We start from the raw sequence: 24,834 nt of genomic DNA, 5'->3' as shown, positions 1-24,834 counted from the left end.
CCTCGACGCCGTTCGCGCGGTTCACGCGGTCGAAGAGTGGGATGGGGGTATTCACAGGAAGGGTCGCGGGCGGCGGGAGCTGTTACTCCCTTATGACAAACCCCGGCCCGCCGGGCACCGGCCGGCTCAGCTTCCGGTGCCCGCGCGCAGGACGGTGAGATGGGCCGTCGAGGAGTTGCCCGACACCGGCACCTCGCCCTGGCTCCAGGTCACCTTCAGGAACGTGGTCTCGTCGGGCGGCGTGATCAGGATCGCGGCGGGGGTCCTGGCCTTCGCCCCGCTGATCTGCGGGTTGGAGAAGGACAGTCCCGCCCAGGCGCTGGCGCCGGGCGCCAGGGTGACGGTCGTGGCGGTGCTCCCGGAGCTGCGGTCCGGGTCCGGGCCGAGCTGCACGCCCGCGGCGTCGACGAAGGCCGCGCCCGGGTAGCCGTGCAGGGTGCAGGTGCGGCCGGAGCGGTTGGTGAGGACCAGCGGGAAGTTCTCCTGGCCCGCGCCCGGGTCGTTGGAGCCCACCGACGCCCCCAGTTCCGAGGTGTGGCAGCGGGTGCCCGCCGACTTCGAGGCCGAGGCGACGGCGCCGGGGGCCGCGGACGACGTCGCACCGGCCGTGCCAGGGGCACTGCTGCCACCGGACCCGGCGGAGGCCGGGCGGGCGGTGCCCGGGAGGGTCTGCGGAGCGGTGGCCGTACTGCCGGCGCCGGAGCCGCAGGCGGTGAGCAGGCCCAGCAGTGCCGCCCCGCCCGCCGCGGTCAACACGGTCCGGCGGGACCGGTCGGTCCGGCGGGTCTGGCCGCTCCGGCGGGTCTGGCCGGTCGCGCCGGCCCGGAAGATCACCATGTCAGTACTCCCTGACTTCCTTGGGACATCAATGTCGCTTCACCTCAGTGCGATGCCCGGCGGAGCGAATTGGTTCTGCCTCAGTCCTTGATCCTCACGGAATCCAGTATGCGGTCGGCCTCGTCGCTGTCGCCGGTCCGGCGCGTCTGACGTATCTGCACGTACACCTGCGGCTGCTTGCCGCCGTCCACCGCGCGCAGACCGGCCTCCGTGACGACGCCCTCGCTGCCCGGACAGCCGCTCCAGCTGTGCACGGTGCCCTTCCAGGACGTGCCGCGGTAGTCGCGGGTCCCCAGGTCGTGGCAGCCGCTGTGGGTGAGGGCGCCGACCTCGGCCGTGAGGTCGCCGTGCTCGCTCAGCCCGGCGAACACCCCGTTGGCGTCCGCGTCGAGGTTCTGCCAGTTCGACAGGTCGTCCGCGACGGCGAGGCCGGGGCCCTGCCGGTCCGCCAGGCCCAGGGTGCGCGGGCTCCAGCCGGACCGCCGCAGCTGGCGGCCCCACTGGGCGGGCACCTCGACCGAGAGCCGGCCCGTGCTGTCCGCCACCCGCAGGGTCGTGCGGGCGGCTCCCGAATCGCCCCGGGCGGACAGCACGGCGGCGGTCGCGCCGGCCGCCCCGGCCAGGGCCACGGTGACGGCGAGGGCGACGGCGGCGACGGACCGGCCCCGGCGGCGGGGCTTCGTGCCGCCGCCGGCCTGCAGGTCGGCCGGCGCCGCCAGCCGTTCGAGCTCGGCCGCGAACTCCGCCGCCGTGGGCCAGCGCCGCTCACGGTCGGGTTCCAGGGCCCTGAGCAGTGCCCGCTGGACGTCGGGCCGCAGGTCCGGGCGGAGCCGGTCGGGCCGGACGACCTTGCCGGGCGGCCCGGGGACGGTACCGGTGAGCAGGTGATAGCCCAGGGCGCCCAGGCTGTACACATCGGCCCGCGGGTCGATGCCCATCCCCGGTTCCGCCTGCTCGGGGGGCGCGTAGCCGACGGATCCGGCGGCCTGGGTGAGGGCGGAGGCCTGCGCCAGGCTCTTGGCCAGCCCCAGGTCGGCCAGCAGCAGCCGGTCCCGGCCGCCGGGGGAGGCCCGGAACAGCACGTTGGACGGCTTGATGTCCCGGTGGACGATGCCCGCCGCGTGCAGCGCGGCCGCCGCCAGGGCCGCCAGGGCGGTCAGCCGCAGCGCCTCGTCGACGGGCAGCGGGCCACCGGCGAGCCGGTCGGCGAGGGTGCCCCCGTCGGCGTACTCCATGACGAAGTACGGTCGGTCGTCCGGCAGTTCGCCGATGTCGAAGACCTGCACCACACGGTTGGAGTCGGCCCGGCGCAGCAGCCGCGCCTCGGACAGGAACCGCTCCCGGATGTCCAGCCGCTGCGCCCAGTTGTCGGCCAGCACCTTCACCGCGACCGGCGCGTCGAGATCGTCGTCGTGGGCGAGCCAGACGACACCGAAGGCGCCGGCGCCCAGGCGCCGCTCCAGGCGGTACCGGCCGATCCGTTCGACGGGATACATGCGACTATCATGCCTGCCCTGCGATCACCACCGAGGGAGCACCCTGTGCGGCAGGCAGCCGAGACCGAAGACCTCGCCCGCCGTGCCGCCTCGGGTGACACGGCGGCCCTGGACGCGCTGCTCCAGCTGATCGGCCCGGAGGTCGTACGGCGCTGCGGCCGGTTCCTGCCCTGCCGCGAGGACGCCGAGGAGGCGGCGCAGGACGTGCTGCTCCAGGTGGCCCGGCACATCACCTCCTTCGAGGGCCGCAGCCGCTTCAGCACCTGGCTCTACACGGTGGTCGCCAACTGCTGCCGGCAGAAGTACCGCGAGCTCAAGCGCCGGTCCGCCGAGCAGCCGGCCGCGATCGACGAATGGCAGCCCGTCGACCCGCGGACCACCAGCGTGATCGCCGGCTCACGGCTCGACCTGCTGGAGGCCCTGGAGCGGCTGGAACGCGAACACCCGCACCTGGTGGCGCCGCTGGTCTACCGGGACGTCTGCCAGCTGGAGTACGCCGAGATCGCGGAGCGGGTCGGCATCCCGCTCGGAACCCTCAAGTCCCGTCTGCACCAGGCCCGTAAAGAGGTAAGGCCGTGGCTGTTGTGACAGGTGGGGCGCACATAACAGCTTGGTATTCAGGGTGACGGCTGTCATAGGCATGCCGTAACGTTCAAGCGTTCGACAGTGGAGGCCCGCAGGGCCCGCGCAGAGCGCGCATAGGCGCGCCGCGCGGCCGCACCTCCCATCGGCCACAGCCATTGCCGGAGGAACCGGCCACCCATTCGCCAGCCTGGGGGGAACCAGCTTGCGTACCCGTCACATCGCCGTGGGGACAGTTCTGTCCGTCACCCTCGGTACTCTCTCGCTGCTCGGCGCCACGGCCGGTCCGGCCGCCGCCGCCGCAGCAGCGCGTCTCCTGCCCCTGTCCTCGTACAGCGACATCGCCGTCGACGGGGCCCACCAGCATGTCTTCGTCAGCAGCAAGGCCGGCGGCCGGATCGCCGTGACGGACTTCAGCGGCTCGGTGGTCACCACGCTCACCTCGGAGGACGGCGCGGACGGCCTCGCCCTCTCCGCCGATTCCGGCACGCTGTACGTCGCGCTGTCCTCGGCCCACGCCATCGCCGCGATCGACACCGCGACGCTCGCCGAGACCGCCCGGTACGACACGGGAGACGGCACCTCCCCGCAGACCCTGGCGCTGGCCGGGGGCAAGGTCTACTTCGGCTACACCGCCGACAGCGTCGGCGGCCTCGGCTCCCTGGACCTCGACCCGGAGACCGTTCCGGAACCGACCTCGAGCCCGACGGACCCCACGACGACGCCGGCCTCCCCCTCGACCAGCCCCACGGACGCCGAGACCCCGACCGCATCCGCGACGGAGTCCTCGACCGAGGCCGCGACCGAGTCGCCCACCGCGACGGCCACCGAGTCGCCCGCCGATACCACCTCACCCACGTCGGACGAGTCGACCGGGGCAGCGGCCGCCCTCAGCGGCACGGACACCGCGCAGGACACCGCCGCCGGTACCCCCGTCGTCACTCTCGGCCTGGGCGACAGCTGGGACTCCGCCCCGCTGCTCGCCGCCTCCCCGGCCGACGCCGGCGTCCTCGTGGGCGGACAGCCGGGCAACAGCGGCTCCACCCTGCGGGTCTACGACGTCTCCTCCGGCGCCCCGGCCGAACAGGCCGAGCGCACCACCGACTTCGGCAGCCTCAACGACCTCGCCGTCAGCGCCGACGGCACACAGCTGATCACCGCCGCCGGCTGGCCGTACTACCAGTCGGCGTTCAGGACCGCCGACCTGGCCGACGACGGCAAGTACACCACCGACACGTACCCGAACTCGGTGGCCGTGGCCCCGAACGGCACGGTCGCGGCGGGCGTCATGGGCTACTACAACCCGGACGTCTACGTCTTCGGCCAGGGCAACAGCACCTCGCTGCGCGACTACGAGTTCGGCCCGGGCGGTGGCTCCGGCGATGCCTCCTATCTGGCCGACGCGGCCCTGGCCTGGGCGCCCGACGGCAGCCGGCTGTTCGCCGTCTCCGTGGACGTCTACGGCGCGGTCCCCACGCTGCACGTCCTGGAGGACGGCTCGGCGTACGCCACCACGCTCACCGTCAGCGCCCCGTCCTCCGCCACCCGGGCCAAGAAGCTGACGCTCACCGGGCAGGTCGCCAGCGGCCTGTCACTGCCGGCCGGCGCCAAGGTCACGGTGACCCGCAAGGACTACAACTCCCCCGACGGCAAGACCCTCGGCACCGCGACCATCGCCGCCGACAACAGCTTCAGCTTCGCCGACACCCCGAAGGCCGGCGGCAAGGTCACCTACACCGTCAAGTACGCCGGTGACACCACGCACGGCGCGAGCAGCGCCAAGGCCACCGTCCAGGTCTCCCGCAAGACCCCGTCGGTCAGCGTGAAGACCAACCACACGACGTACGCGTACGGCAAGAAGGCCACCGTCACCGGCCACCTCGGCTCGACCGGCAAGAACCGGAAGCTGTCGATCTACGCCACGCCGGCCGGCGGCAGCAAGAAGCTGGTCAAGACCGCCAAGGTCAACTCCTCCGGGAACCTGAAGATCAGCTACACGCTGAAGCGCAACACGACCTTCACCGCGACCTTCACCGGCGACGACATCGCGACGGCCAAGTCGGCGACCGACAAGGCCGGCACGAAGGTGAAGATCAGCAACAAGACGACCAAGTACTACAAGACCAAGAAGATCAGCGGTCACACGTACTACGTCTTCCACAAGAACAAGGACCCGCGCATGGCCACCACCATGACGGCGGCCTCCGGGCGCTGCGCCTGGTACCAGGTCCAGCTCTACTACCAGGGCACCTGGTACGACAGCTACGCGTGCTTCACGCTCACCTCGTCCGGCAAGGTCACCGTCCGCTACAACTCCGACCACAAGTACGAGGTCGGCTACAAGATGCGGTGGCGCTCCTCCTACGTCAAGGGCACGTACAACTCGGGCGACAGCCTGAACACCACGACCCGTGGCTCCTGGCACTACTTCATGTTCACCGCCTGAGTCCCCGGTACGAACCGCACGAGGCCGCCCCGGCCGGACCGGGGCGGCCTCGCCGCGTCTGCGGCGCCTGCGGCCGGCTACGGCTACGGCTACGGCTACGGCTACGGCTACGGCGGCTACGGCACGATGTTGTGGTTCAGATGGAAGAGGTTGTGCGGGTCGTAGGCCCGCTTGACCTCGGCGAGGCGCTCGTAGTGGCCCTTGTAGTCGGCCCTGACCTGGTTCTGGTCCTGGTCGTCCTCGGACAGGAAGTTGATGTAGGCGCCCGCCTGCGAGTGGGGCGCCAGGGCCTCGTGGTAGAGCCGCACCCACTCGGTGTTGGTCTTGTCGTCCTCCGGGTCCGGCCAGGCGCCCGCGATGACGGTGGCGAAGGTCGCGTCGCGGTAGGACCAGGCCGTCGCGTCCGGATCCGGCCGGTGGCAGGCGCCGTTGACCGGATACAGGTGGACCGCGGAGTTGACGGTGGGCACCAGGGGTCCGTGCCGGAGGTGGGCCTCGATCGCCCCGTCGGTGAGCTCGGTGGCGAACACGCCCTTCCAGTAGTGCTGCAGGCCGGGCGGCAGCAGAGCGTCGAAGGCGGTGTTGAGCGCGGGATACGGCATGGGCCCGACGAACTCGGCGACCGGCGGGGCGACATCGCGGAACGGACGGACCGCCTGCTCGCCCTCCTCCGGCGGCCCCGCCCAGCAGCAGATGAGGGCGATCAGGGGGTCGCCGTGCCGGTCCTCGGGGATGAAGGGCAGCGGCGGCGCGATATGGAAGCCGGGGAAGACGCCGAGCTGCCACGGGGCGTCGGAGATGAACTCCCGGTAGAAGCGCAGGACGGTGCCGGCGTCCCGGAGTTCGTAGAAGAACAGCCCGCCGTAAATGTCCCTGACCGGGTGGAGCCGGAACTCGAAGGACGTCACGGCCCCGAAGTTCCCGCCACCGCCGCGCAGGGCCCAGAACAGGTCGGCGTTCTCCTCCTCGCTCGCCACCAGGAATTGGCCGTCCGCCGTCACGACATCGGCCGACAGCAGGTTGTCGCAGGTCAGCCCCAGCCCCCGGGCCAGGTGCCCGAAGCCGCCGCCGAGGGTGAGCCCGGAGACGCCGGTGGTCGAGATGATGCCGCCGGTGACCGCCAGCCCGAAAGGGTACGTCGCCGCGTTGAGGTCGCCCCAGGTCGCACCGGCGTCGACCCGGGCGGTGCGGGTACGCGGGTCCACCCGGACGCCGCGCAGCCCGGAGAAGTCGACGACCACCCCGTCGTCGCAGGTACCGAAGCCGGGCACGCTGTGGCCGCCGCCGCGCACCGCGAGGTCGAGGCCGCTGTCCCGGGCGAAGCCCACCGCGGTCATCACGTCACCGGCGTTGGCGACGCGTACGACGGCGGAGGGCCGCCGGTCGATCATGGCGTTGTACACCCGGCGGGCCTCGTCGTACCCGTCTCTGCCGGGCGTGATGACCGCCCCGCGTACGGCGTCCCGCAGTTCATCGGTCGAGGGCTTGCCCATGGCGAATCGCCTCCGCTTCAACGCTACGCCGATCAGGCGGAGCCTCAACCGGAGGAGGACCCGGGCGGAGACCCGGGCCGGGACCTGGGCCCGGGGCTCAGGCGGAGTCGGGGCCGCCGCCCGGCGGGAGGGGCTGCGGGTTGAGCAGCACGAAGTCCGCGCCGAAGGGGTCGACGACGACCGCCAGCCGGCCGACGCCCACCGCGTCCTCCGGGCCCATCTGCACGGTGCCGCCGTTCGCGGTCACCCTGGCGACCGAGTCGTCGCAGTCGGCCGTCGCGAACACCGGGTGCCAGTACGGCTTGCCGCCGGTCAGCTGGAGATACTCCGCCGGGAGCTGCATGATGCCGCCGTGCATCCGGTCCTCGCCGAGGCCGGCCGGGCCGATGATCGTGTACGTGCCGCTGCCGCCCGGCAGTTCCATGTCCTGGGTCCGCCAGCCGAAGAGGCTGCCGTAGAACTCCTGCGCGGCGGCCGAGTCCGTGGTGTACAGCTCCGTCCAGCTCAGGGTGCCCGGCTCGTCCACCGCTTCCAGCCCCTCGTCGCTGCCCGGCTGCCACACGGCGAACTGCCCGCCCTGCGGGTCGGTGAACTGGGCCATCCGCCCCATGTCCCCGGCGGCGGCCGGGGCGACCCGTACGGTGCCGCCGCCCTTCTCCACCGCCTCGGCGGTGGCGTCGGCGTCGGGGGTGTTGAAGTAGAGCGTCCAGGCCGGGCGGGCGCCCGCCTCGGTGAGTTTCCCGATGGCGCCGACGATCCGGCCGCCCTGCCGGAGCACGCCGTACCCGTCGGCCCCGGTACCCGGCTCGTCCCCGCCGTAGGGCTGGAACTCCCAGCCGAACACGGCCCCGTAGAAGTCGGCGGCGGCGCGGACATCGGGCGCGCCGAGGTCGAGCCAGCACGGTGAGCCGGTGACGAATTCAGTGGTGATCATGACGATCTCCTGTCTTCGGATCCCTGTCCCGGCCAGGGTCGCACCGGCCACTGACAATCGCCCGCCGCAGCGCCGTCGCCCGCCGGTGGTTCGCGGGCGTACCGGCGTGCGTACCGGCGTGCGTATCGGCGTGCGTATCGGCGGCCGTTCCGGCGGGTCAGCTGAGCATGATCGAGACGTCGATGTTGCCACGGGTGGCGTTGGAGTACGGACACACCCGGTGGGCCGCGTCCACGAAGCGGGCGGCCAGTTCCTGGTCGAGCAGCGGCAGCGACACGTTGAGCGCCACGGCCAGGCCGTAGCCCTCCGTCGCGTTGGGGCCGATGCCGACCTTGGCGGCGACCGTGGAGCCGGTGAGGTCGTAGCCGGCCCGGCGGCCGACCAGGACCAGGGCGTTGTGGAAGCACGCGCTGTACCCCGCCGCGAACAGCTGCTCGGGGTTGGTGCCGTCGCCGCTGCCACCCATGTCCCGGGGGACGGCGACGCGCAGTTCGAGCAGGCCGTCCTGGCTGGTCACATAGCCGTCGCGGCCGCCGTGGGCGGTGGCCTCGGCAACGTAGACGATCTTCGTCGGGCGGCCGTCGTCGGCGGCGATGTCGGTCATGTCCGCGATGTTACCCGGCGGTATGCGGAACCTCCCGGGGAGCCACCCCCGCCGGGACCGGCGGTGGAACCCCTTGACATCGCGTGATCCGGCGGCCACATTCCTGACGCAACGTCAGTTTCCGTCCTGCCGCCGGAGTGTCCTCATGACGAAGAGACCCCTGTCCCGCCGCCACGTCGTGCTGGGCGGCGCCGGTGCCGGTGCCGGACTGATGCTCGCGAACGTACCGGCGGCCCGGGCCGCCGAGGTGCCCTCGCTCGGCACGTACGACGTGGTCGTGGTCGGCTCCGGCGCCGCGGGCATGACGGCGGCGCTGACCGCGGTCAAGCGCGGGCTGAGCTGCGTGGTGGTCGAGAAGGCGCCCACCTTCGGCGGCTCGGCGGCCCGGTCGGGGGCGGGCATCTGGATACCCAACAACCCGGTGATCCTGGCCGCCGGGGTGCCCGACACCCCGGCGAAGGCGTCCGCCTACCTGGCGGCGGTGGTCGGGGGCGACGTACCGCAGGCCAGGCAGCAGGCCTTCCTGGACCACGGGCCCGCGATGATCTCCTTCGTCATGGCCAACAGCCCGCTGCGGTTCCGCTGGATGGACGGGTACAGCGACTACTATCCCGAGCTCACCGGCGGCATGCCGGGCGGCCGCTCCATCGAGCCCGACCAGCTGGACGGACATGTGCTCGGGTCCGAACTGGCCAACCTCAACCCCCCGTACATGGCCGTCCCCGACGGCATGGTGGTCTTCAGCGCCGACTACAAGTGGCTGGCCCTCTCGCTGGTCAGCGCCAAGGGCCTGGCCGTGGCCACCGAGTGCCTGGCCCGGGGCACCAAGGCGGCGCTGCTGGGGCAGAAGCCGCTCACCATGGGCCAGGCGCTGGCCGGCGGGCTGCGGGCGGGGCTGCAGACGGCCGGGGTGCCGGTGTGGCTGAACACCCCGCTGACCGAGCTGAGCACGGCGGACGACGGGAGCGTGACCGGCGTCCTCGTGACGCGCGACGGCGCGGCGGGACGGATCACCGCCCGGCACGGCGTCGTCGTCGGCTCCGGCGGCTTCGAGCACAACGCGGCGATGCGCGCCCAGTACCAGCGCCAGCCGATCGGCACCGACTGGACGGTCGGCGCGAAGGAGAACACCGGCGACGGCATCCAGGCCGGCCGGCGGGCCGGCGGCGCCCTCGCCCTGATGGACGACGCCTGGTGGGGCCCGTCGATCCCGCTCCCCGAGCAGACCTACTTCTGTCTGTCCGAGCGCACGCTGCCCGGCGGCCTCATGGTCAACGCCGCCGGCCGCCGCTTCGTCAACGAGGCGGCCCCGTACAGCGACGTCGTCCACACCATGTACGACAAGAACCCGTCCGACCCCGACATCCCGGCCTGGCTGATCGTCGACCAGAACTACCGCAACCGGTACCTCTTCAAGGACGTCTCGCCGGCCGTGGCCTTCCCCGACTCCTGGTACACCTCGGGCGCCGTGAAGAAGGCCTGGACCGTGGACGCCCTCGCCGACGCCGCCGGCCTGCCCCGGGCGACCCTGCGCGCCACCGTGACCCGCTTCAACTCCCTGGCGGCGAGCGGCACCGACACCGACTTCCACCGCGGCGACAGCGTCTACGACCACTACTACACCGACCCCGCGGTGCTGCCGAACTCCTGCCTCGCGCCGCTGTGGCTGGCCCCGTTCTACGCGTTCCGCATCGTCCCCGGCGACCTCGGCACCAAGGGCGGCCTGGTCACCGACCCGCACGCCCGGGTGCTGCGCGACGACGGCACCGTCATCACCGGCCTGTACGCGGCCGGCAACGCCAGCGCCGCCGTCATGGGCCACAGCTACGCCGGGGCCGGCTCCACCATCGGCCCCGCGATGACCTTCGGCTACATCGCCGCCAACGACATCGCGGACCGGGCATAGCCGGCGGCGCCCGCCGGGGCGGTACGGGTCACCGGTGGGCGAGTTCCCCCGTCTCCCCGGCCGGCTCGGGGACGGCTCCGGCGCCCTCGTGCGTGTCGGACAGCCGCTTCTCCGGCAACAGGAACGCCAGCTCGCGAAGACCGGCAGCAGGTAGCGGAAGACGGGGGTCAGCGCCTGCTGGTACGACAGGACGACGGCCTCGCGGACCTGGTCGGGCAGCGCCTTGACCAGGGCCGGGGTGAGGGACTCGCCCTTGCCCATCGAGGACGTCGCGCTCGCCGGAACGTTGGCGGCGAGCTGGTCGGTCAGCCGGTTGGTGAAGATGGCGCCGACCACTGCGGTGCCGAGGGTGGCGCCGATCTCGCGGAAGAAGTTGTTGGAGGAGGTGGCGGTGCCGACGTCGCTCTGCGGGAAGTCGTTCTGGACGGCGAGGACCAGGGTCTGCATCAGCAGGCCGATGCCGGCGCCGAGCATGAAGAAGTAGCAGCCGACCGTCACCAGCGAGGTGCCGGTGTCCATGGTGGACATCAGCCCGGCGGTGAGGCCGACCAGGATCGTGCCGACGATCGGGTAGACCCGGTAGCGGCCGGTCCTGCTGATCAGCTGCCCGGAGGGGATGGCGGTGGACATGATGCCGACGACCATCGGGATCAGCAGCAGCCCGGAGGCGGTCGCGGACTTGCCGTAGACCATCTGCAGATACGTGGGCATGTAGCCGACGACGGCGAACATCCCGAGACCGACCACGATCATGCCGATGAGCGTCGACAGGTTGAAGATCCGGCTCTGGAACAGCCGCAGCGGGATGACCGGTTCGGCCGCCCGCTTCTCGGCGAGGACGAACAGCGCCCAGGCGAGCACGGCGCCGACGGCGAGTCCGACGATGACCGGGTCCGACCAGTCGTACTCGGTGCCGCCCCAGCTGGCCACCAGGACGGTGCACGAGACGGCGGTGGCCATCAGCGCGATGCCCAGGTAGTCGACGGCGACCTTGACGCGGTGCCGGGGCAGCCGCAGCGTGACGGCGCAGACGGCGAAGGCGAGGACACCGGTGGGAAGGTTGATCCAGAAGCACCAGCGCCAGTCGGCGTGGTCGGTGAACCAGCCGCCGAGCAGCGGCCCGGCGACCGAGGCGAGGCCGAAGACACCGCCGATCGGCGCCATGAACTTGGCGCGCTGACGCGGCGGTACGAGATCCGCGATGATCGCCTGCGAGGTGATCATCAGGCCGCCGCCGCCCAGGCCCTGGAGCCCGCGCGAGAAGATCAGCATCCCCATGCTCTGCGAGGCCCCGGCCAGCGCGGAGCCCGCCAGGAAGATCGCGATACCGGTGAGGAACAGGGCCTTGCGGCCGACCAGGTCACCGAGCCGCCCGTAGACCGGCATGCCGATGGTGGCGGCCAGGATGTAGGCGGTGGTCACCCACGCCATGTGCTGGACGCCGTCCAGTTCCCCGACGATGGTCGGCAGCGCGGTACTGACGATCATCTGGTCGAGCGCGGCCAGCAGCATCGTGATCATCAGGCCTGCGAATATCAGCCCGAAGCGGGGCGGCAGGGCCGCTTCGTCGCGGGTGGTGTCGGTCATTCAGGTTCTCCAAGCAGCGTGTGAAGCAGAGCGAACGCCCGCTCGACATGGGGCAGGGGGGAATCGTCGGAGCCGTCCTCGGCGGCGGCCTCGGGGGGCTGGTGCGACCAGTGGTCGAAGCCGGTGCGCAGCGCGGTGAGCGCGATCCCCGCCAGCAGCTCGGCCTGCTCCGGCTCCGAGCGGCCCGCCACCACCTCGGTCAGCCGGGCCCGGAAGCCGTCGAGCTGCGCCAGCACCGCGGCCAGTACCGGCGGGCACTCGTCGGCGATCCGGAACACCGCGAAGGAGTCCTGCCGGTCCGGCAGGTTGTCCCGTACGTGCTCCAGCACCAGGCGCGTCGTGTCGGCCAGGACCTCGCGGGGGCGGTCGCCGGTGCCCGCCATGAAGCGGGCGATCTGCTCGGGCGTGAAGTCCGCGAGCCGGTGGGCGACGGCGGACTCCTTGCTGGGGAAGTAGTTGAAGAAGGTGCGCTGCGAGATGCCGGCCCCGGCGCTGATCATCTCGATCGTCACCTTGTCGAAGCCGTGCTCGGAGATCAGCCGGACGGCCGCCGCGTGAATCTCGTGCGCCGTCTCCCGCCGGCGGCGGGTGCGGAGTCCTTCGGAGGGCATGGCGATGATTTTTGCACAGACTGCAATGTCTGCAAAACGCGAAAGAAGAGCGGCCGTGCGTGTCCGCGCGGCCGGCCGGCACCCGGCGGGAACACTCGTCCCATGCCGTCCTCGCCCCCGCCTCCGCCGACACCGCCGGCCCCGGCGCCCGGGACCCGCCACGGCCCCCTGCCGCCGCTCCTGCTGGCCCTCACCGTGGTCACCGGACTCGTCGACGCCTTCAGCTACCTCGCCCTCGGCCATGTCTTCGTGGCCAACATGACCGGCAACGTCGTCTTCATCGCCTTCGCCACCGCCGGCGCCGGCGGCTTCTCGGTACCGGCCTCACTCCTGGCCCTGGCCTCGTTCACCGTCGGCGCCCTGGCCGGCGGCCGGGTCACGCACCGCCACCGCGCGCACCGCGGCCGGATGCTCCGCGCCGCCCTGACCCTGGAGACCCTGCTCGTACTGGCCGCCCTCGCCACCGCGGGGCTCACCGGCCCCGGCCGCTACCCCCGGATCGCGACCCTCGGCCTGGCCATGGGCGTCCAGAACGCCCTGGCCCGCGCGCTGGCGGTGCCCGACCTGACCACTACCGTCCTCACCAGGACCCTCACCGGGCTGGCCGCCGACGCCCCCGAGAGCCCCCGCACCCGCACGGCGCGCCGGCTGCTCTCCGTCGCCGCCCTCTTCGCCGGCGCGCTGCTCGGGGCGCTCGCCACCCTGCACGGGCGTCACTGGCTGCCCCTGCTGCTCGCCGTCCCGGTTCTCCTCGCCGCCGCCGGCACGTCCTGGGTGCTGGCCCGCTCGCACGCCCGCTGGACGGAACCGCCGTGACGGGGCGGGAACTCAGCCCGTGAGGTCCAGGGCCTGCTGGAAGTCGGCGACGAGGTCGGCGGCACGTTCCAGTCCGCAGGAGATCCGGACGGTGCCTTCGCTGATCCCGGCGGCCCGGAGCTCGTCCGGGGACAGGGTGAGGTGGGAGCTGTTGAAGGGGGCGCTGACCAGGGTCTCGGTGCCGCCCAGGCTGGTGGCCTCCACGGCGACCCGCAGCCGGCGCATGACGGCCAGCGCCCGTTCGTTGCCGCCGTGGACGACGAGGGCGAGGAGCGCGTAGTCGCCCTCGGGGTGGACGATCTCGCGTACGCCCGGGTGCGGGGCCAGCGCGCCGGACAGGACACGGGCGTTGGCGCAGGCCCGCTCCATCCGGACGTCGAAGGTGCGCAGGCCGCGCCAGACGAGGTAGGCGGCGTGCGGGTCGAGGCAGGCCCCGTAGCGGATGACATGGCGCTGAGCGTCGCGCAGCAGGGCGGGGTCGTCGGTGACCACGACACCGGCGGTGACATCACCGTGCCCGGCGAGGAACTTGGTCGCGGAGTGGACGACGGCGTGCGCGCCGAGGGCCAGCGGCCGGGTCGCGTAGGGCGTGGCGAAGGTGGAGTCGACGACGAGTTTCGCGCCGGCCGTCTCCGCGAGGGCGGCCAGCGCGGGGAGGTCGGCCACGTCCAGTACGGGGTTGGACAGGGACTCGGTGTAGAGGACGGCGGTGGGGCCGCCGGTCACCGCCTCGCGCCAGGCGGCGGGGTCGCGGCCGTCGACGAAGACCACGTCGACGCCGTAGCGGGCGAGGTCGAGCAGCAGGTCGCGGGTGTCGCCGTAGATCTGCCGGGGGGCGACGACGCGCCTGCCCGCCGCGAGGAGCGGCACCAGGACGGCGGCGATGGCGGCCATCCCGGAGGCGGTCATGAAGGCGGCGGCACCGCCCTCCAGCCGGGCGACGGCCTCGGCGGCGGCATCCACGGTGGGGTTGCGGTAGCGGCTGTACCAGTGGGCGTCGAGGCCGCCGTGCGGCAGGTCGGCGTAGACCTGTTCGTCGAGGCGGAAGGTCGCGGCCTGGTAGATCGGCGGGGTGAGGGGCCGGGAGGCCGACACGAAGCCGGGGACACCGGGCACGTCGGGAACGCCGGGCCGGTCGGGCAGGTCGGGCAGGTCGGGCAGGTCGGGCAGATCGGGCAGGTCACTGGTCACCGTCGCATCGTAAGCGGGCGTTTATGTCCCATACGCACCCAGGCACCCTTGTCGCGTCCGATAATCCGACGAACACTACGAGTCATGCCTGTGATCGTGCTCGTGGGAACACTGGACACCAAGGGCGCGGAGTACGCCTGGCTGCGCGACCGCCTTCTGCGCGACAGCGGGGTCGAGGTGCTGCTGGTCGACGCCGGGGTCGCCGGGGAACCCGGCGTCGAGGCCGACATCCCGCGCGAGGAGGTGGCCAGGGCGGCCGGCGCCGATCTGGGCCGCCTGCGCGCCGGCGGCGACCGGGGCGCGGCGGTCACCGAGATGGCCCGGGGCGCCGAGGAGGTCGTACGGCGGCTGCACGCGCGGCACCGGCTGCACGGGGTGCTGGCCCTGGGCGGCAGCGGCGGGACGTCGATCGCGACGCGGGCGATGCGCGGGCTGCCGCTGGGGGTGCCCAAACTGATGGTGTCCTCGATGGCGGCCGGCGATGTGGCGGCCTACGTCGGGACGGCGGACATCGCGATGATGTACAGCGTGGTCGACATCGCCGGCATCAACCGGGTGTCGGCACCGGTGCTGGCCAACGCCGCCGACGCGATCGCCGGGATGGCCCGGGGATACCAGGAACGGCAGGCCCGGCCCGGTGGGGCGACCGGCCCGGACCCCGGCAGGCCGCTGGTCGCCGCGACCATGGCGGGGGTGACCACCCCCTGCGTGGACGCGGCCCGCGAGCGGCTCACCGAACTCGGCTACGAGGTGCTGGTCTTCCACACCGTGGGCCCCGGCGGGCGCTCCATGGAGGCACTGGCCGGACAGGGCATGCTCGCCGGGGTGCTGGACCTGACCCTCAGTGAGCTGGCCGACGACCTGGTGGGCGGCGACTTCGGCTCCGGCCCGGACCGGCTGCGCACCGCCGGCCTCCGAGGAGTGCCGCAGGTGGTGAGTCCTGGCGCCCTGGACATGGTGAAGTTCGGGCCGCTGGACCGACTCCCCGAGCGCTTCCGGGACCGCCAGGTCCTGGTGCACAACCCCTCGGTCACCGTCATCCGCACCACGGCGACGGAGTGCGCCCACCTCGGCCGCGGCATCGCCGCCAAGCTCCGGGCCGCCCGGGGCCCGACCGCCCTGTGCCTGCCGTTGCGCGGGCTGTCGACGCTGGGCGCGCCGGGCGGGCCTTATCACGACCCCGCCGTGGACAGCACGCTCTTCGGCGCATTACGGGAGGGGCTGCGCGGCAGCGCCGTAGAGGTGCGAGAGTTCGACACACACATAAACGACCCGGAGTTCGGCAGGGCGGCCGCCGAACTGCTGCACACGATGATCGACCGGGCCTGACGGCCGCGGCGCCGACCCCGCCGCAGCCTGCCGCGGGGCGCTGCGGTCCGTCGTATCAACAGCGCGTTCACAGGAACCACACAAGTCCCACGGAACCTGTCGCCCACCGTGTTCGTACAGAAATACGACTGTGATACTGGGCTCGCATGTCCGTGCGTGACCGAAGGGGGTGACCGGGGTGAGGACGCTCGCAGTTCCACGCACCGCGGCCGTGGCCACGGCCGGGGCGACCGTGGCACTGGCTCTGATCGTGGCGACGACCGGCTCCGACGGGAACAGTGACAAGTCCTCCGCGGCTGCCACTGCCTCGGCCGGAGCGGCGTCGCCGAAGAGCCAGGTCCGCAAGCAGACCGGCAAGACCCGTGTCATAGGCGACGGTTCGACCTCCGACACCGGCGCCCAGCCCGGCCAGCTGAAGGCCAAGAAGCTCAAACCGGGTGAGAAACCACCGCAGTTCGTGGTCTTCTCCTGGGACGGCGCCCTGGAGGGCGACGACCATCTGTTCTCCCACTTCCGCGAGGTGGCCAAGGAGAACAACGCGCACATGACCTTCTTCCTCACCGGCATGTACCTGCTGCCGAAGTCGAAGCGGATGCTCTACCACCCGCCGCTGCACAAGGTGGGCACCGCCGCCATCTCCTTCGCCACCGACCAGCACATCAAGGGGACCCTGACCCAGCTCGCCGACGCCTGGGAGGACGGCGACGAGATCGGCACCCACTTCAACGGCCACTTCTGCGGCGATCCCGGCGACGGCGGGGGCCGTGACTGGACGGTCGCCCAGTGGAAGAGCGAGATCAAGCAGGCGTACTCCTTCGTCGAGCACTGGAAGACCAACACCGGCTGGACCAACCTGGACGCCCTGCCCTTCGACTACTCCACCGAGCTGGCCGGCGGCCGCGCGCCCTGTCTCGAAGGCCAGAAGAACCTGCTCAAGGCCGCCAAGTCGTTCGGCTGGCGCTACGACGCCAGTTCCCCCGGCGAGTTCCAGATCTGGCCGTCCAAGACCTCCGAGGGCATCTGGAACTTCCCGCTCCAGCTCATCCCGTACCCGGAGGACGACTTCCAGGTCGTCTCCATGGACTTCAACCTGCTGGCCAACCAGTCCGGCGACAGCACCGACGGCGACCCCTCGCAGTACACCAAGTGGGAGACCGAGGCCCGGGAGGCCTACCTCAACGGCTTCGAGCGGGTCTACAACGGCAGCCGCGCCCCGTACTTCATCGGCAACCACTTCGAGGAGTGGAACGGCGGCATCTACATGCAGGCCGTCGAGGACGTCATGAAGGACGTCTGCAACCGCAAGGGTGTGCAGTGTGTGTCCTTCAAGGAGCTGGCCGACTGGATGGACGTCCAGGACCCCGAGGTGCTCCAGAAACTGCGGCTGCTCGACCCCGCCCAGTCCCCGGACTGGAAGACCTATCTGAAGTAGCCGGAACTGCGGCCGGGCCTCAGGATCCGGGCCTCAGGATCCGGCCCTCAGGAGCCGGCCTTCACGTACGAGGTCCAGATCGAGGCCGGGGCGTCGTTCATCACCGACGTCCGCAGCGGCAGCAGCTCCTGCTTCTTCGGGTCGACCCGGAACACCGCCACCGCCGTCGACACCTTGGTGCCGTACCCCACGAACCACCCCGCCATCCGGTCCTCCGTGGTGCCCGGCTTGGCTGCCAGCCCCCGGCCCGCCGACGCGGCGGCCTTGCCCGCCCCGTACGCCGCCGAGGAGCGCAGGCCGGCGGTGATGGTCTGCGCGGTCCGCGCGGTCACCGCCCGCTCGGTCGTGACATGCCGGGTGTAGACCGTCCCGCCGTGCCGGGTGACGCGCGCCACGGAGTACGGATCGGCCTGCTTTCCGCCGGCCGCGAAGGTGGCGTAGGCGTCGGCCATCCGGATCGCGCTCGGTGTCGAGTTGCCCGTCGAGAAGGCGGGCACCCGGGCGCCCATGCTGCTGTGCAGCAGCCCGGTGGCGGTCGCGGTCGCGGCCACCCGGGCCAGCCCGACATCCATGCCGAGCTGCACGAAGGGGGTGTTCACCGACTGCGTCAGCGCGGTGTCCAGGCTGATCGTGCCCCAGGAGCGGTGCTGGTCGTTGCGCCCGGTGGCGATCTTCCCGTCACGGCCCCAGTACGGCCCCTCGGGCGTCATCACCTTCACCTTGTCGTTGCCGTCGTAGGTGGTGGCCGAGCTCACCGGGGTGCGGGTGCCACCACGCTCCTTCTGGACGCCGTTCTCCAGCGCGGAGGCGTAGACGAAGGGCGTGAAGGCCGTACCGGCCGGCACGATCGAGGAGTTGGCGTCGTTGAAGCCCTGTTTGAGATAGTCCCGGCCGCCGAAGAGCGCGACGATCCGCCCGTCCGTGGCCACCGAGGCCGCCCCGGCCCGCACATGGCTGTCGGCGGAGTCCTTCTTCCCCTTGGCGCTGTCGTCGAGCTTGCCCAGCGCCTTGTTCGCGGCCTTGGCCAGCGCTTCGACCTTCGGCTTCTCGAAGGTGGTGTGCACCTGGTAGCCGCCGAGCGCGAACTCGGCGTCGGTGATGCCGGTGTGCGCGCTGACGTACGCCTCGGCGGTCTCCACCAGGTAGCCGGTCTGGCCGTTCATCCCCTCCAGCTTCGGCGGGTCCTTCGGCTCGGGGAAGGTGGTGTACTTCGCCCGCTGCTTCTTCGACAGGGTGCCCGCGTCGACCATCCGGTCCAGGATCCAGCTCCAGCGCTCCACGGCCCGCGCGTGGTTGGCCTTGCTGATCGCCGGGTCGTACAGTGCCGCCCCCTTGAGCAGCGACGCCAGGAAGGCGCCCTGGCTGACGTTGAGTTGCCCCACGTCCTTGCCGTAGTACGCCTGGGCGGCGCGCTGGATGCCGTAGGTGCCGCGGCCGAACCAGGAGGTGTTCAGATAGCCCTGGAGGATCTGGTCCTTGGACATCTTCTTGTCGAGCTTGACCGCGATGAAGATCTCGGTGACCTTGCGCGAGACGGTCTGCTGCTGGTTGAGGTAGGCGTTCTTCACATACTGCTGGGTGATCGTGGAGCCGCCCTGGGTGTCGCCGCCCGAGCCCATCTTGACCACGGCGCGGGCGATGCCCTTCATCGAGACCCCGGAGTCGCTGTAGAAGCTCTGGTTCTCCGCCGCCAGCACCGCCCGGCGCACCCCCAGCGGCACCTTGCCGAGCGGCATCTCCTGCCGGTTCACCTGGCCGGTCCTGGCCATCTCGGTGCCGTCGGCCCAGTAGTAGACGTTGTCCTGCTGGGTCGCGAAGGAGTTCAGGTCCTTGGGTATGTCGGTGCGGGCGTAGGCCACGCCCACCACCGCCGTCAGGGTGCCGAGGGAGAACAGCACGAGCGAGAGCCACTGCCGCCACGACGGCACCCAGCGCCGCCAGCCCGGCCGGGCCGGGCGCGGGTACTCCCAGCGCAGGCGGCGCGCGTACGGCGCGAGCCGTGCGGCGTACGGTGTCAGCCGCGCGGCGTACGGCGCCAGTAAGGCCGTGACCGCCCGCAGTGCGGTCACGACGGCCTCCCGGACCGTCTGTACCGCACCCGGCTGCTTCCGTGCCTGCCGGTGCCTGCTCATGCCACTCCCAGCCCCTGCGTCGCCAAAGCCCCCGCTAGAACATATATCCCGACGCGGATCCGCACGGCCCAGGTTGCGGCGGGTTACGCTGCGCAGGTGTCGTCCGAGCGTCCTATCCGTGCCCTGCGCGCGCTGGCGGGCTCAGCGAAGCGCCGTACCCGCCGCAACGGGACCGAGGTCACCGCGGCGGCGGCTGCCGCCGCGCCGGAACCGCCCGCCGACGACGCCACACCGGCGGCCGGCAGTGTGATGGACGCCGCGCTCTACCGCGACGGACACCGGGTGAGCACCCCCGGCACCCTCGCGGAGGCCTACGCCCAGCTGCGCCAGGAACCCGGCGCGATGGCGTGGATCGGGCTGTTCCGGCCCAGCGAGCCAGAGCTGGTCTCGCTGGCCAAGGAGTTCGACCTGCACCCGCTCGCCCTGGAGGACGCGATCCAGGCGCACCAGCGGCCCAAGCTGGAACGGTACGGCGAGACCCTGTTCGTGGTGCTGCGCGCCGCCCGCTATCTCGACGCACCGGAGGAGGTGGACTTCGCCGAGCTGCACATCTTCGTCGGACCGGGCTTCGTCCTCACCGTCCGGCACGGCGCGGCACCCGATCTGTCCGCCGTGCGCCGCCGGATGGAATCCACCCCCGACCTGCTCAGACTCGGCCCGGAAGCGGTGCTGTACGCGATCCTCGACACGGTCGTGGACGGCTACGCCCCGGTCGTCGCGGGCGTCGAGAACGACATCGACGAGAGCGAGATCCAGGTCTTCAGCGGTGACCCGGGGGTCTCCCGGCGTATCTACGAGCTGTCCCAGGAGGTCCTGGAGTTCCAGCGGGCGACCCGGCCGCTGACCGTGATGCTGGAGGCCCTGACCGCCGGCTTCGCCAAGTACGGCACCGACGAGGAGCTGCAGCGCTCGCTGCGGGACGTCCAGGACCATGTGCTGCACACCGTCGAGCGAGTCGACGTCTTCCGGCAGTCCCTGTCCGACATGCTCACCGTCAACGCCACCCTCGTGGCCCAGCAGCAGAACGCCGAGATGAAGGCGCTGACCGAGGCGAGCTTCGAGCAGAACGAGGAGATCAAACGGATCTCCTCCTGGGCCGCCATCCTCTTCGCGCCGACCCTCGTCGGCACGATCTACGGGATGAACTTCACGCACATGCCCGAGCTGGGCTGGGTCTTCGGCTACCCGTTCGCGATCTTCCTGATGGCCGTGGTCTGCGGCAGCCTGTACGTGATCTTCAAACGGCGCGGCTGGCTGTAGGGCCGCCGGCCCGGCCGCCTGAGCGCGGTACCCGCCCGCGGTGCGGGTACCGCGCTCGGGCAGCCGGTCAGCCACCGATGGGGCGGTGGCGTACGACCTTCTTGTGCTTCTTCTTCGCGACCGGCTTCGCGGGCTCGACCTTCTTGGCGACGGGCTTCTTCTTCGCGACCGGGGTGAGAATACGCAGGCTCATGATTTTTCCCCTTCGAGGGTTTCGCGGGCGCCTTCCGGGTGGCCTCCGGGTGCCTTTTCGGCTCCCCTTCGCCTCCCCTTCGGCTTCGACACGAGGAACACTACGCATCGTTTTTGAGCTGACCCTGAGATGGAAATGAGACTTCTTCTCACCCCTTCCACGGAACCGGAGTCGGCCCTGCCCGCGTCCTGACGCCCTCTCAACTCCCGTTCAGCCGACGTCTTCCGCCTCCGCCCCGCGGCCGCCGCAGGACGTACAGACCCGCTCCCACCAGGCCCAACAGCCCCAACACCCCGGCCCGCCAGGGCGATCCGCCGTCGGCCGCCGTCGCGGTGACGGCGGTGTCGGCCGTCGTGGCGCCGGTCGCGCCGACCGCGCCGGGGGCGGCCGGCGAGGCGGTGGCCGTGCCCACGGTCGCCTTCTTGGCGACGCCCCTGATCAGAGCGATGTCATTACCGTCCCCGGCGGTGTAGCTGATGTGGAACTTCTCCCCGGCGACGGTGATCGTCCTGTTCTGTGGAAGGCCCTTGAAAGCCCCGCTGACCTTGTCCTTTCCGGAATTCCTGACGAGAGTCAGCACTTTCGCCGGTTCGAGGTCGAATTCCACCGACCCGCCGAGCGCCACCTTGCCGCTCACCGTCAGCGGCTTCGCCCCGAGCCGCAGTGTGCCGCCCTTGGCGACGCTCAGGTTCCGTACGGTCTGCTTCCCCGCCCGCCGCAGGTCCAGCACCCCCGACCCGGTGACCCGTACGCCGCTGCTGCTGTTCAGGCTCGCCCCGTCCAGCGCCAGCGTCCCCCGGGACACCGTCGTCGCCCCGGTATGGCCGACCGAGCCGGTCAGCGTCACCCGCGCCGTGCCCGCCTGCGTGAAGGAGCCGGACCCGCTGATCCGGGAGAGCGACAGGGCCTTGGTGCGGTTCCGTACGACCAGTGAGCCGTTGTCGACGATGCGGTAGAGGCCGCTCCGGAGCAGGCTGCCGTCGCCGCCGGTCCTCCCGGTGCCGAGGTGGAGCGTCGCGCCCTTCTCGATGGTCGTCGAGCCGTCGTAGTACTGCGCCGCCGCGAACGTGACGTCGTTGCCGGGCACGGACTTGATCACGATGTCCCCGGCGCCCGGCGCGGCGAGCGTGTCGTGGTACTTGCCGCCACCGATGGGGGCGCCCAGGGTCACGGGGCCGTTGTAGGCGAAGGTGAGCCGGCTGCGGACCCCACTGGCCGCATGGAGGTTGATGTAGACCGTCTTCGCCGTGCCCGGCATGAAGATCTGACGGGTCGTGCCGTCGCCCCACTGGACGTCGGCGCCCTCGATGTTCGTACCGCGCTTGTTCAGGTCGTGGGCGACCGGCTTCCAGTTCAGGGACGGGTCGCTGAGCGTGGGGTCGGTGTCGGCGCCGCCGTCGCTCCAGCTGTAGTAGCCGGTCAGGATCACCTTGCTGCCGGGCCGCGAGTGCACGTTGATGTCACTGCCGTACTGACGGTTGTAGAACACCTGCCGCTGCACGACCGTCTGCTGGAGCGGTGTGTCGATGATCCACGAGCCCTGGTTGAGGATCTTCCGCGCCCCGGGCAGCGCCGCCGCCGCGTTGACGCTGCCGAAGGCCGTGCCCGTCCCGTTGTCGAACACCCCCGTGAAGGGATTGTCCGCCGCGAGCTGCAGCGTCCCCCACATGTTCCGCGGCTGCGTCACCAGCCCGGACCCGCTGATGATCCCCAGGTTGAACGCCCGGGTCAGCGACAGCCGCAGCGTCCCGTCCACCCGGATGTTGTCCTGGTTCTGCTGATACCCCGGCGTGTTGTACGGGAAGTGCCCGACCAGTCCGGTCCCGCCGCCCGTCCCGTACTGGAGCGTCGCCCCGCGCTCCACCGTGATCGCCGGCGGGTCCGCGTCGCCGACCGTCACATACGGGTGGTTGCCGCCCGGCACCTTCACCGACTGGTGCTGCCTGGCCCGGGGCAGCGTGAAGTCACTGTCCTTGGCCAGGATCAGCGTCCCGGTGCCGCGCACGGTCAGGGTGCCCGTGCCGCTGATCACCCCGTTGTACGTGGTCGTGCCGGCCGGGACCTTCACCACCGCGTCCCCGGAGAGCACGACGTTGCGGCCGGCCAGGATGTCCGCCGTGATGTCCGCCCCCGCCGCCCGCGCCGCGGTGGCGGGCGCGAACAGCGGTACGGCCAGCACGCAAAGGGCTGCCGCGAGCGATCGTCGTAGTGCCGTCATACCCAGGAGACGCGGGCGGGGACGGCGGATAACAGAAACTACGCGGCGGCTTCCGGATCCCCGCCGAACCGCTCCTGGTACGACTCCAGGTCCTCCTCGGTGATCTTCGCGAAGAGCACCGGCGGGACGGTGAAGGCGGTACCCGCGGGCACCGAGTCCAGGGCGCGGGCCTGGTCGGCGGTGAACCACGCGCGGGTGTCGCCGTCGAGGGCGAACGCCGAGCGCATGGCGGCGCTGCTGGCCGGGATGAAGGGCTCGGAGACGACCGAGTAGAGGTGGATCAGGTTCATCGCCGTGCGCAGGGTGAGGGCGGCGCCGTCCTGGTCGGTCTTGATCTCCAGCCAGGGGGCCTTCTCCTCCAGGTAGGAGTTGCCCGCGCTCCACAGCGCGCGCAGCGCCGCGGAGGCCTTGCGGAACTGCAGGGTCTCCATGTGGCCCTCGTACTCCGCCAGCAGGTCCGCGATCTGCTCGCCGAGCTTCGCCTCGGCCTCACCGGCCTCCCGGCCGGCCGGGACCTCGTCGCCGAACCGCTTGCGGGAGAAGGACAGCACGCGGTTGACGAAGTTGCCGAGGGTGTCGGCGAGATCCTTGTTGACCGTGGCGGCGAAGTGCTCCCAGGTGAAGGAGGTGTCGTCGGACTCCGGCGCGTTGGCCATCAGGAAGTAGCGCCAGTAGTCGGCGGGCAGCAGCTCCAGGGCGGCGTCGGTGAAGATGCCGCGCCGCTGCGAGGTGGAGAACTTGCCGCCGTAGTAGTTGAGCCAGTTGAAGGCCTTGACGTAGTCGACCTTCTTCCACTTGTCGCGGGTGCCCAGCAGCGTCGCCGGGAACATCACGGTGTGGAAGGGGACGTTGTCCTTGGCCATGAACTCGGTGTAGCGGACGTCGGTGTCGACGTCGTACCACCAGGACTTCCAGTCCCGGTTCGCCGGGTCGAGGTCCGCCCACTCCTTCGTGGAGCCGATGTACTCGATCGGGGCGTCGAACCAGACGTAGAAGACCTTGCCCTCGGCCGCCAGCTCGGGCCACGCGTCGGCGGGGACGGGGACGCCCCAGTCGAGGTCACGGGTGATGGCCCGGTCGTGGAGCCCCTCGCTCAGCCACTTGCGGGCGATGGAGGACGCCAGCACCGGCCAGTCCTTGCCGTGCTCGTCGACCCAGGCCTCGACCTCGCCGGCCAGCTTGGACTGGAGGAGGAACAGGTGCTTGGTCTCGCGGACCTCCAGCCGGCTGCTGCCGCTGATGGCCGAGCGGGGGTCGATCAGGTCGGTCGGGTCCAGGACACGGGTGCAGTTCTCGCACTGGTCGCCGCGGGCCTTGTCGTAGCCGCAGTGCGGGCAGGTGCCGACGATGTAGCGGTCGGGCAGGAAGCGCTCGTCGTCCAGGGAGTAGACCTGGCGGATGGCGCGCTCCTCGATGAAGCCGTTGCTCTTCAGCTCGCGCGCGATGGTCTGGGTGATCTCGATGTTCTGCTGCGAGGAGCTGCGGCCGAAGTGGTCGAAGGCCAGGGCGAAGCCGTCGTAGATGGCCTTCTGGGCCTCGTGCTGCTGGGCGCAGAACTCGGCGACCGGCAGACCGGCCTCCTGGGCGGCGAGCTCGGCGGGGGTGCCGTGCTCGTCGGTGGCGCAGATGTAGAGGACGTCGTGGCCGCGCTGGCGCAGATAACGGGAGTAGACGTCGGCCGGGAGCATGGACCCCACCATGTTGCCCAGGTGCTTGATCCCGTTGATGTACGGAAGGGCGCTGGTGATGAGGTGTCGAGCCATTGCC

18 protein-coding genes and 1 pseudogene are annotated in these 24,834 nt (G+C 71.3%); 7 read left to right on the top strand and 12 right to left on the bottom strand.

The annotated features are described in order from the left end of the window. Positions 1–126: 126 nt before the first annotated feature. Both RWE79_RS20545 and RWE79_RS20540 read right to left on the bottom strand, forming a co-directional pair. On the bottom strand, positions 127–837 hold the full coding sequence (locus RWE79_RS20545) for a DUF4232 domain-containing protein (protein WP_475941529.1): 711 nt from the start codon (positions 835–837) through the stop codon (positions 127–129). Between the two features lie 80 nt (positions 838–917). After that, positions 918–2,333, bottom strand: coding sequence for a serine/threonine-protein kinase (locus tag RWE79_RS20540; RefSeq protein WP_475941528.1), 1,416 nt, complete (start codon positions 2,331–2,333; stop codon positions 918–920). A gap of 45 nt (positions 2,334–2,378) precedes the next feature. On the opposite strand from RWE79_RS20540, the gene RWE79_RS20535 reads away from it, so the two are divergent. Both RWE79_RS20535 and RWE79_RS20530 read left to right on the top strand, forming a co-directional pair. Further along, positions 2,379–2,921, top strand: coding sequence for an RNA polymerase sigma factor (locus RWE79_RS20535; protein ID WP_475941527.1), 543 nt, complete (start codon positions 2,379–2,381; stop codon positions 2,919–2,921). Between the two features lie 199 nt (positions 2,922–3,120). After that, positions 3,121–5,361, top strand: coding sequence for an Ig-like domain repeat protein (locus RWE79_RS20530; RefSeq protein ID WP_475941526.1), 2,241 nt, complete (start codon positions 3,121–3,123; stop codon positions 5,359–5,361). A gap of 116 nt (positions 5,362–5,477) precedes the next feature. Here RWE79_RS20530 and RWE79_RS20525 read toward each other — a convergent pair whose 3' ends face one another. From RWE79_RS20525 to RWE79_RS20515, 3 genes are all read right to left on the bottom strand, one after another. Then, the gene (locus tag RWE79_RS20525) at positions 5,478–6,854 is read right to left on the bottom strand and encodes an FAD-binding oxidoreductase (protein WP_475941525.1); all 1,377 of its coding nucleotides are present in this window, start codon (positions 6,852–6,854) and stop codon (positions 5,478–5,480) included. Positions 6,855–6,951: 97 nt separating this feature from the next. Then, on the bottom strand, positions 6,952–7,788 hold the full coding sequence (locus RWE79_RS20520; RefSeq protein WP_475941524.1) for a VOC family protein: 837 nt from the start codon (positions 7,786–7,788) through the stop codon (positions 6,952–6,954). Between the two features lie 157 nt (positions 7,789–7,945). Beyond that, positions 7,946–8,392: an organic hydroperoxide resistance protein gene (locus tag RWE79_RS20515; protein ID WP_475941523.1), complete on the bottom strand. Its 447-nt coding sequence runs from the start codon at positions 8,390–8,392 to the stop codon at positions 7,946–7,948. 145 nt (positions 8,393–8,537) lie between these two features. On the opposite strand from RWE79_RS20515, the gene kstD reads away from it, so the two are divergent. Further along, positions 8,538–10,298, top strand: coding sequence for a 3-oxosteroid 1-dehydrogenase (gene kstD, locus RWE79_RS20510; protein WP_475941522.1), 1,761 nt, complete (start codon positions 8,538–8,540; stop codon positions 10,296–10,298). Between the two features lie 315 nt (positions 10,299–10,613). Here the strand turns inward: kstD and RWE79_RS20505 are convergent. Then, positions 10,614–11,786: pseudogene (locus tag RWE79_RS20505) on the bottom strand (MDR family MFS transporter); the annotation flags it as partial. Between the two features lie 95 nt (positions 11,787–11,881). Further along, on the bottom strand, positions 11,882–12,496 hold the full coding sequence (locus RWE79_RS20500) for a TetR/AcrR family transcriptional regulator (RefSeq protein WP_475941521.1): 615 nt from the start codon (positions 12,494–12,496) through the stop codon (positions 11,882–11,884). 102 nt (positions 12,497–12,598) lie between these two features. On the opposite strand from RWE79_RS20500, the gene RWE79_RS20495 reads away from it, so the two are divergent. After that, entirely contained in the window at positions 12,599–13,312 is a 714-nt protein-coding gene (locus RWE79_RS20495; protein WP_475941520.1) for a YoaK family protein, read from the top strand. A 12-nt stretch (positions 13,313–13,324) separates the two neighbouring features. Here RWE79_RS20495 and RWE79_RS20490 read toward each other — a convergent pair whose 3' ends face one another. Next, positions 13,325–14,503: a trans-sulfuration enzyme family protein gene (locus tag RWE79_RS20490; protein WP_475941519.1), complete on the bottom strand. Its 1,179-nt coding sequence runs from the start codon at positions 14,501–14,503 to the stop codon at positions 13,325–13,327. Between the two features lie 84 nt (positions 14,504–14,587). Between RWE79_RS20490 and RWE79_RS20485 the strand changes: the two genes are divergently transcribed. Next, entirely contained in the window at positions 14,588–15,832 is a 1,245-nt protein-coding gene (locus tag RWE79_RS20485) for a Tm-1-like ATP-binding domain-containing protein (protein WP_475941518.1), read from the top strand. A 178-nt stretch (positions 15,833–16,010) separates the two neighbouring features. Next, positions 16,011–17,264 carry a polysaccharide deacetylase family protein gene (locus tag RWE79_RS20480; RefSeq protein ID WP_475941517.1) on the top strand — a complete coding sequence of 418 codons (1,254 nt, stop codon included), beginning with the start codon at positions 16,011–16,013 and terminating at the stop codon, positions 17,262–17,264. 47 nt (positions 17,265–17,311) lie between these two features. Here RWE79_RS20480 and RWE79_RS20475 read toward each other — a convergent pair whose 3' ends face one another. Then, positions 17,312–19,333: a transglycosylase domain-containing protein gene (locus tag RWE79_RS20475; RefSeq protein WP_475941516.1), complete on the bottom strand. Its 2,022-nt coding sequence runs from the start codon at positions 19,331–19,333 to the stop codon at positions 17,312–17,314. 159 nt (positions 19,334–19,492) lie between these two features. Between RWE79_RS20475 and RWE79_RS20470 the strand changes: the two genes are divergently transcribed. After that, on the top strand, positions 19,493–20,656 hold the full coding sequence (locus tag RWE79_RS20470) for a magnesium and cobalt transport protein CorA (protein WP_475941515.1): 1,164 nt from the start codon (positions 19,493–19,495) through the stop codon (positions 20,654–20,656). A 67-nt stretch (positions 20,657–20,723) separates the two neighbouring features. Here the strand turns inward: RWE79_RS20470 and RWE79_RS20465 are convergent, their stop codons facing one another. The 3 genes from RWE79_RS20465 to metG all read right to left on the bottom strand — a co-directional run bounded on the left by RWE79_RS20465 (position 20,724) and on the right by metG (position 24,830). Beyond that, entirely contained in the window at positions 20,724–20,849 is a 126-nt protein-coding gene (locus RWE79_RS20465) for a hypothetical protein (protein ID WP_475941514.1), read from the bottom strand. A 199-nt stretch (positions 20,850–21,048) separates the two neighbouring features. Beyond that, positions 21,049–23,067 carry an autotransporter gene (locus tag RWE79_RS20460; RefSeq protein WP_475941513.1) on the bottom strand — a complete coding sequence of 673 codons (2,019 nt, stop codon included), beginning with the start codon at positions 23,065–23,067 and terminating at the stop codon, positions 21,049–21,051. A gap of 38 nt (positions 23,068–23,105) precedes the next feature. Then, positions 23,106–24,830, bottom strand: coding sequence for a methionine--tRNA ligase (metG, locus tag RWE79_RS20455; protein ID WP_475941512.1), 1,725 nt, complete (start codon positions 24,828–24,830; stop codon positions 23,106–23,108). Positions 24,831–24,834: the final 4 nt, after the last annotated feature.

The organism is Streptomyces sp. RLA131, assembly GCF_056270125.1.
This window is presented reverse-complemented; position numbering and strand designations above follow the sequence as displayed.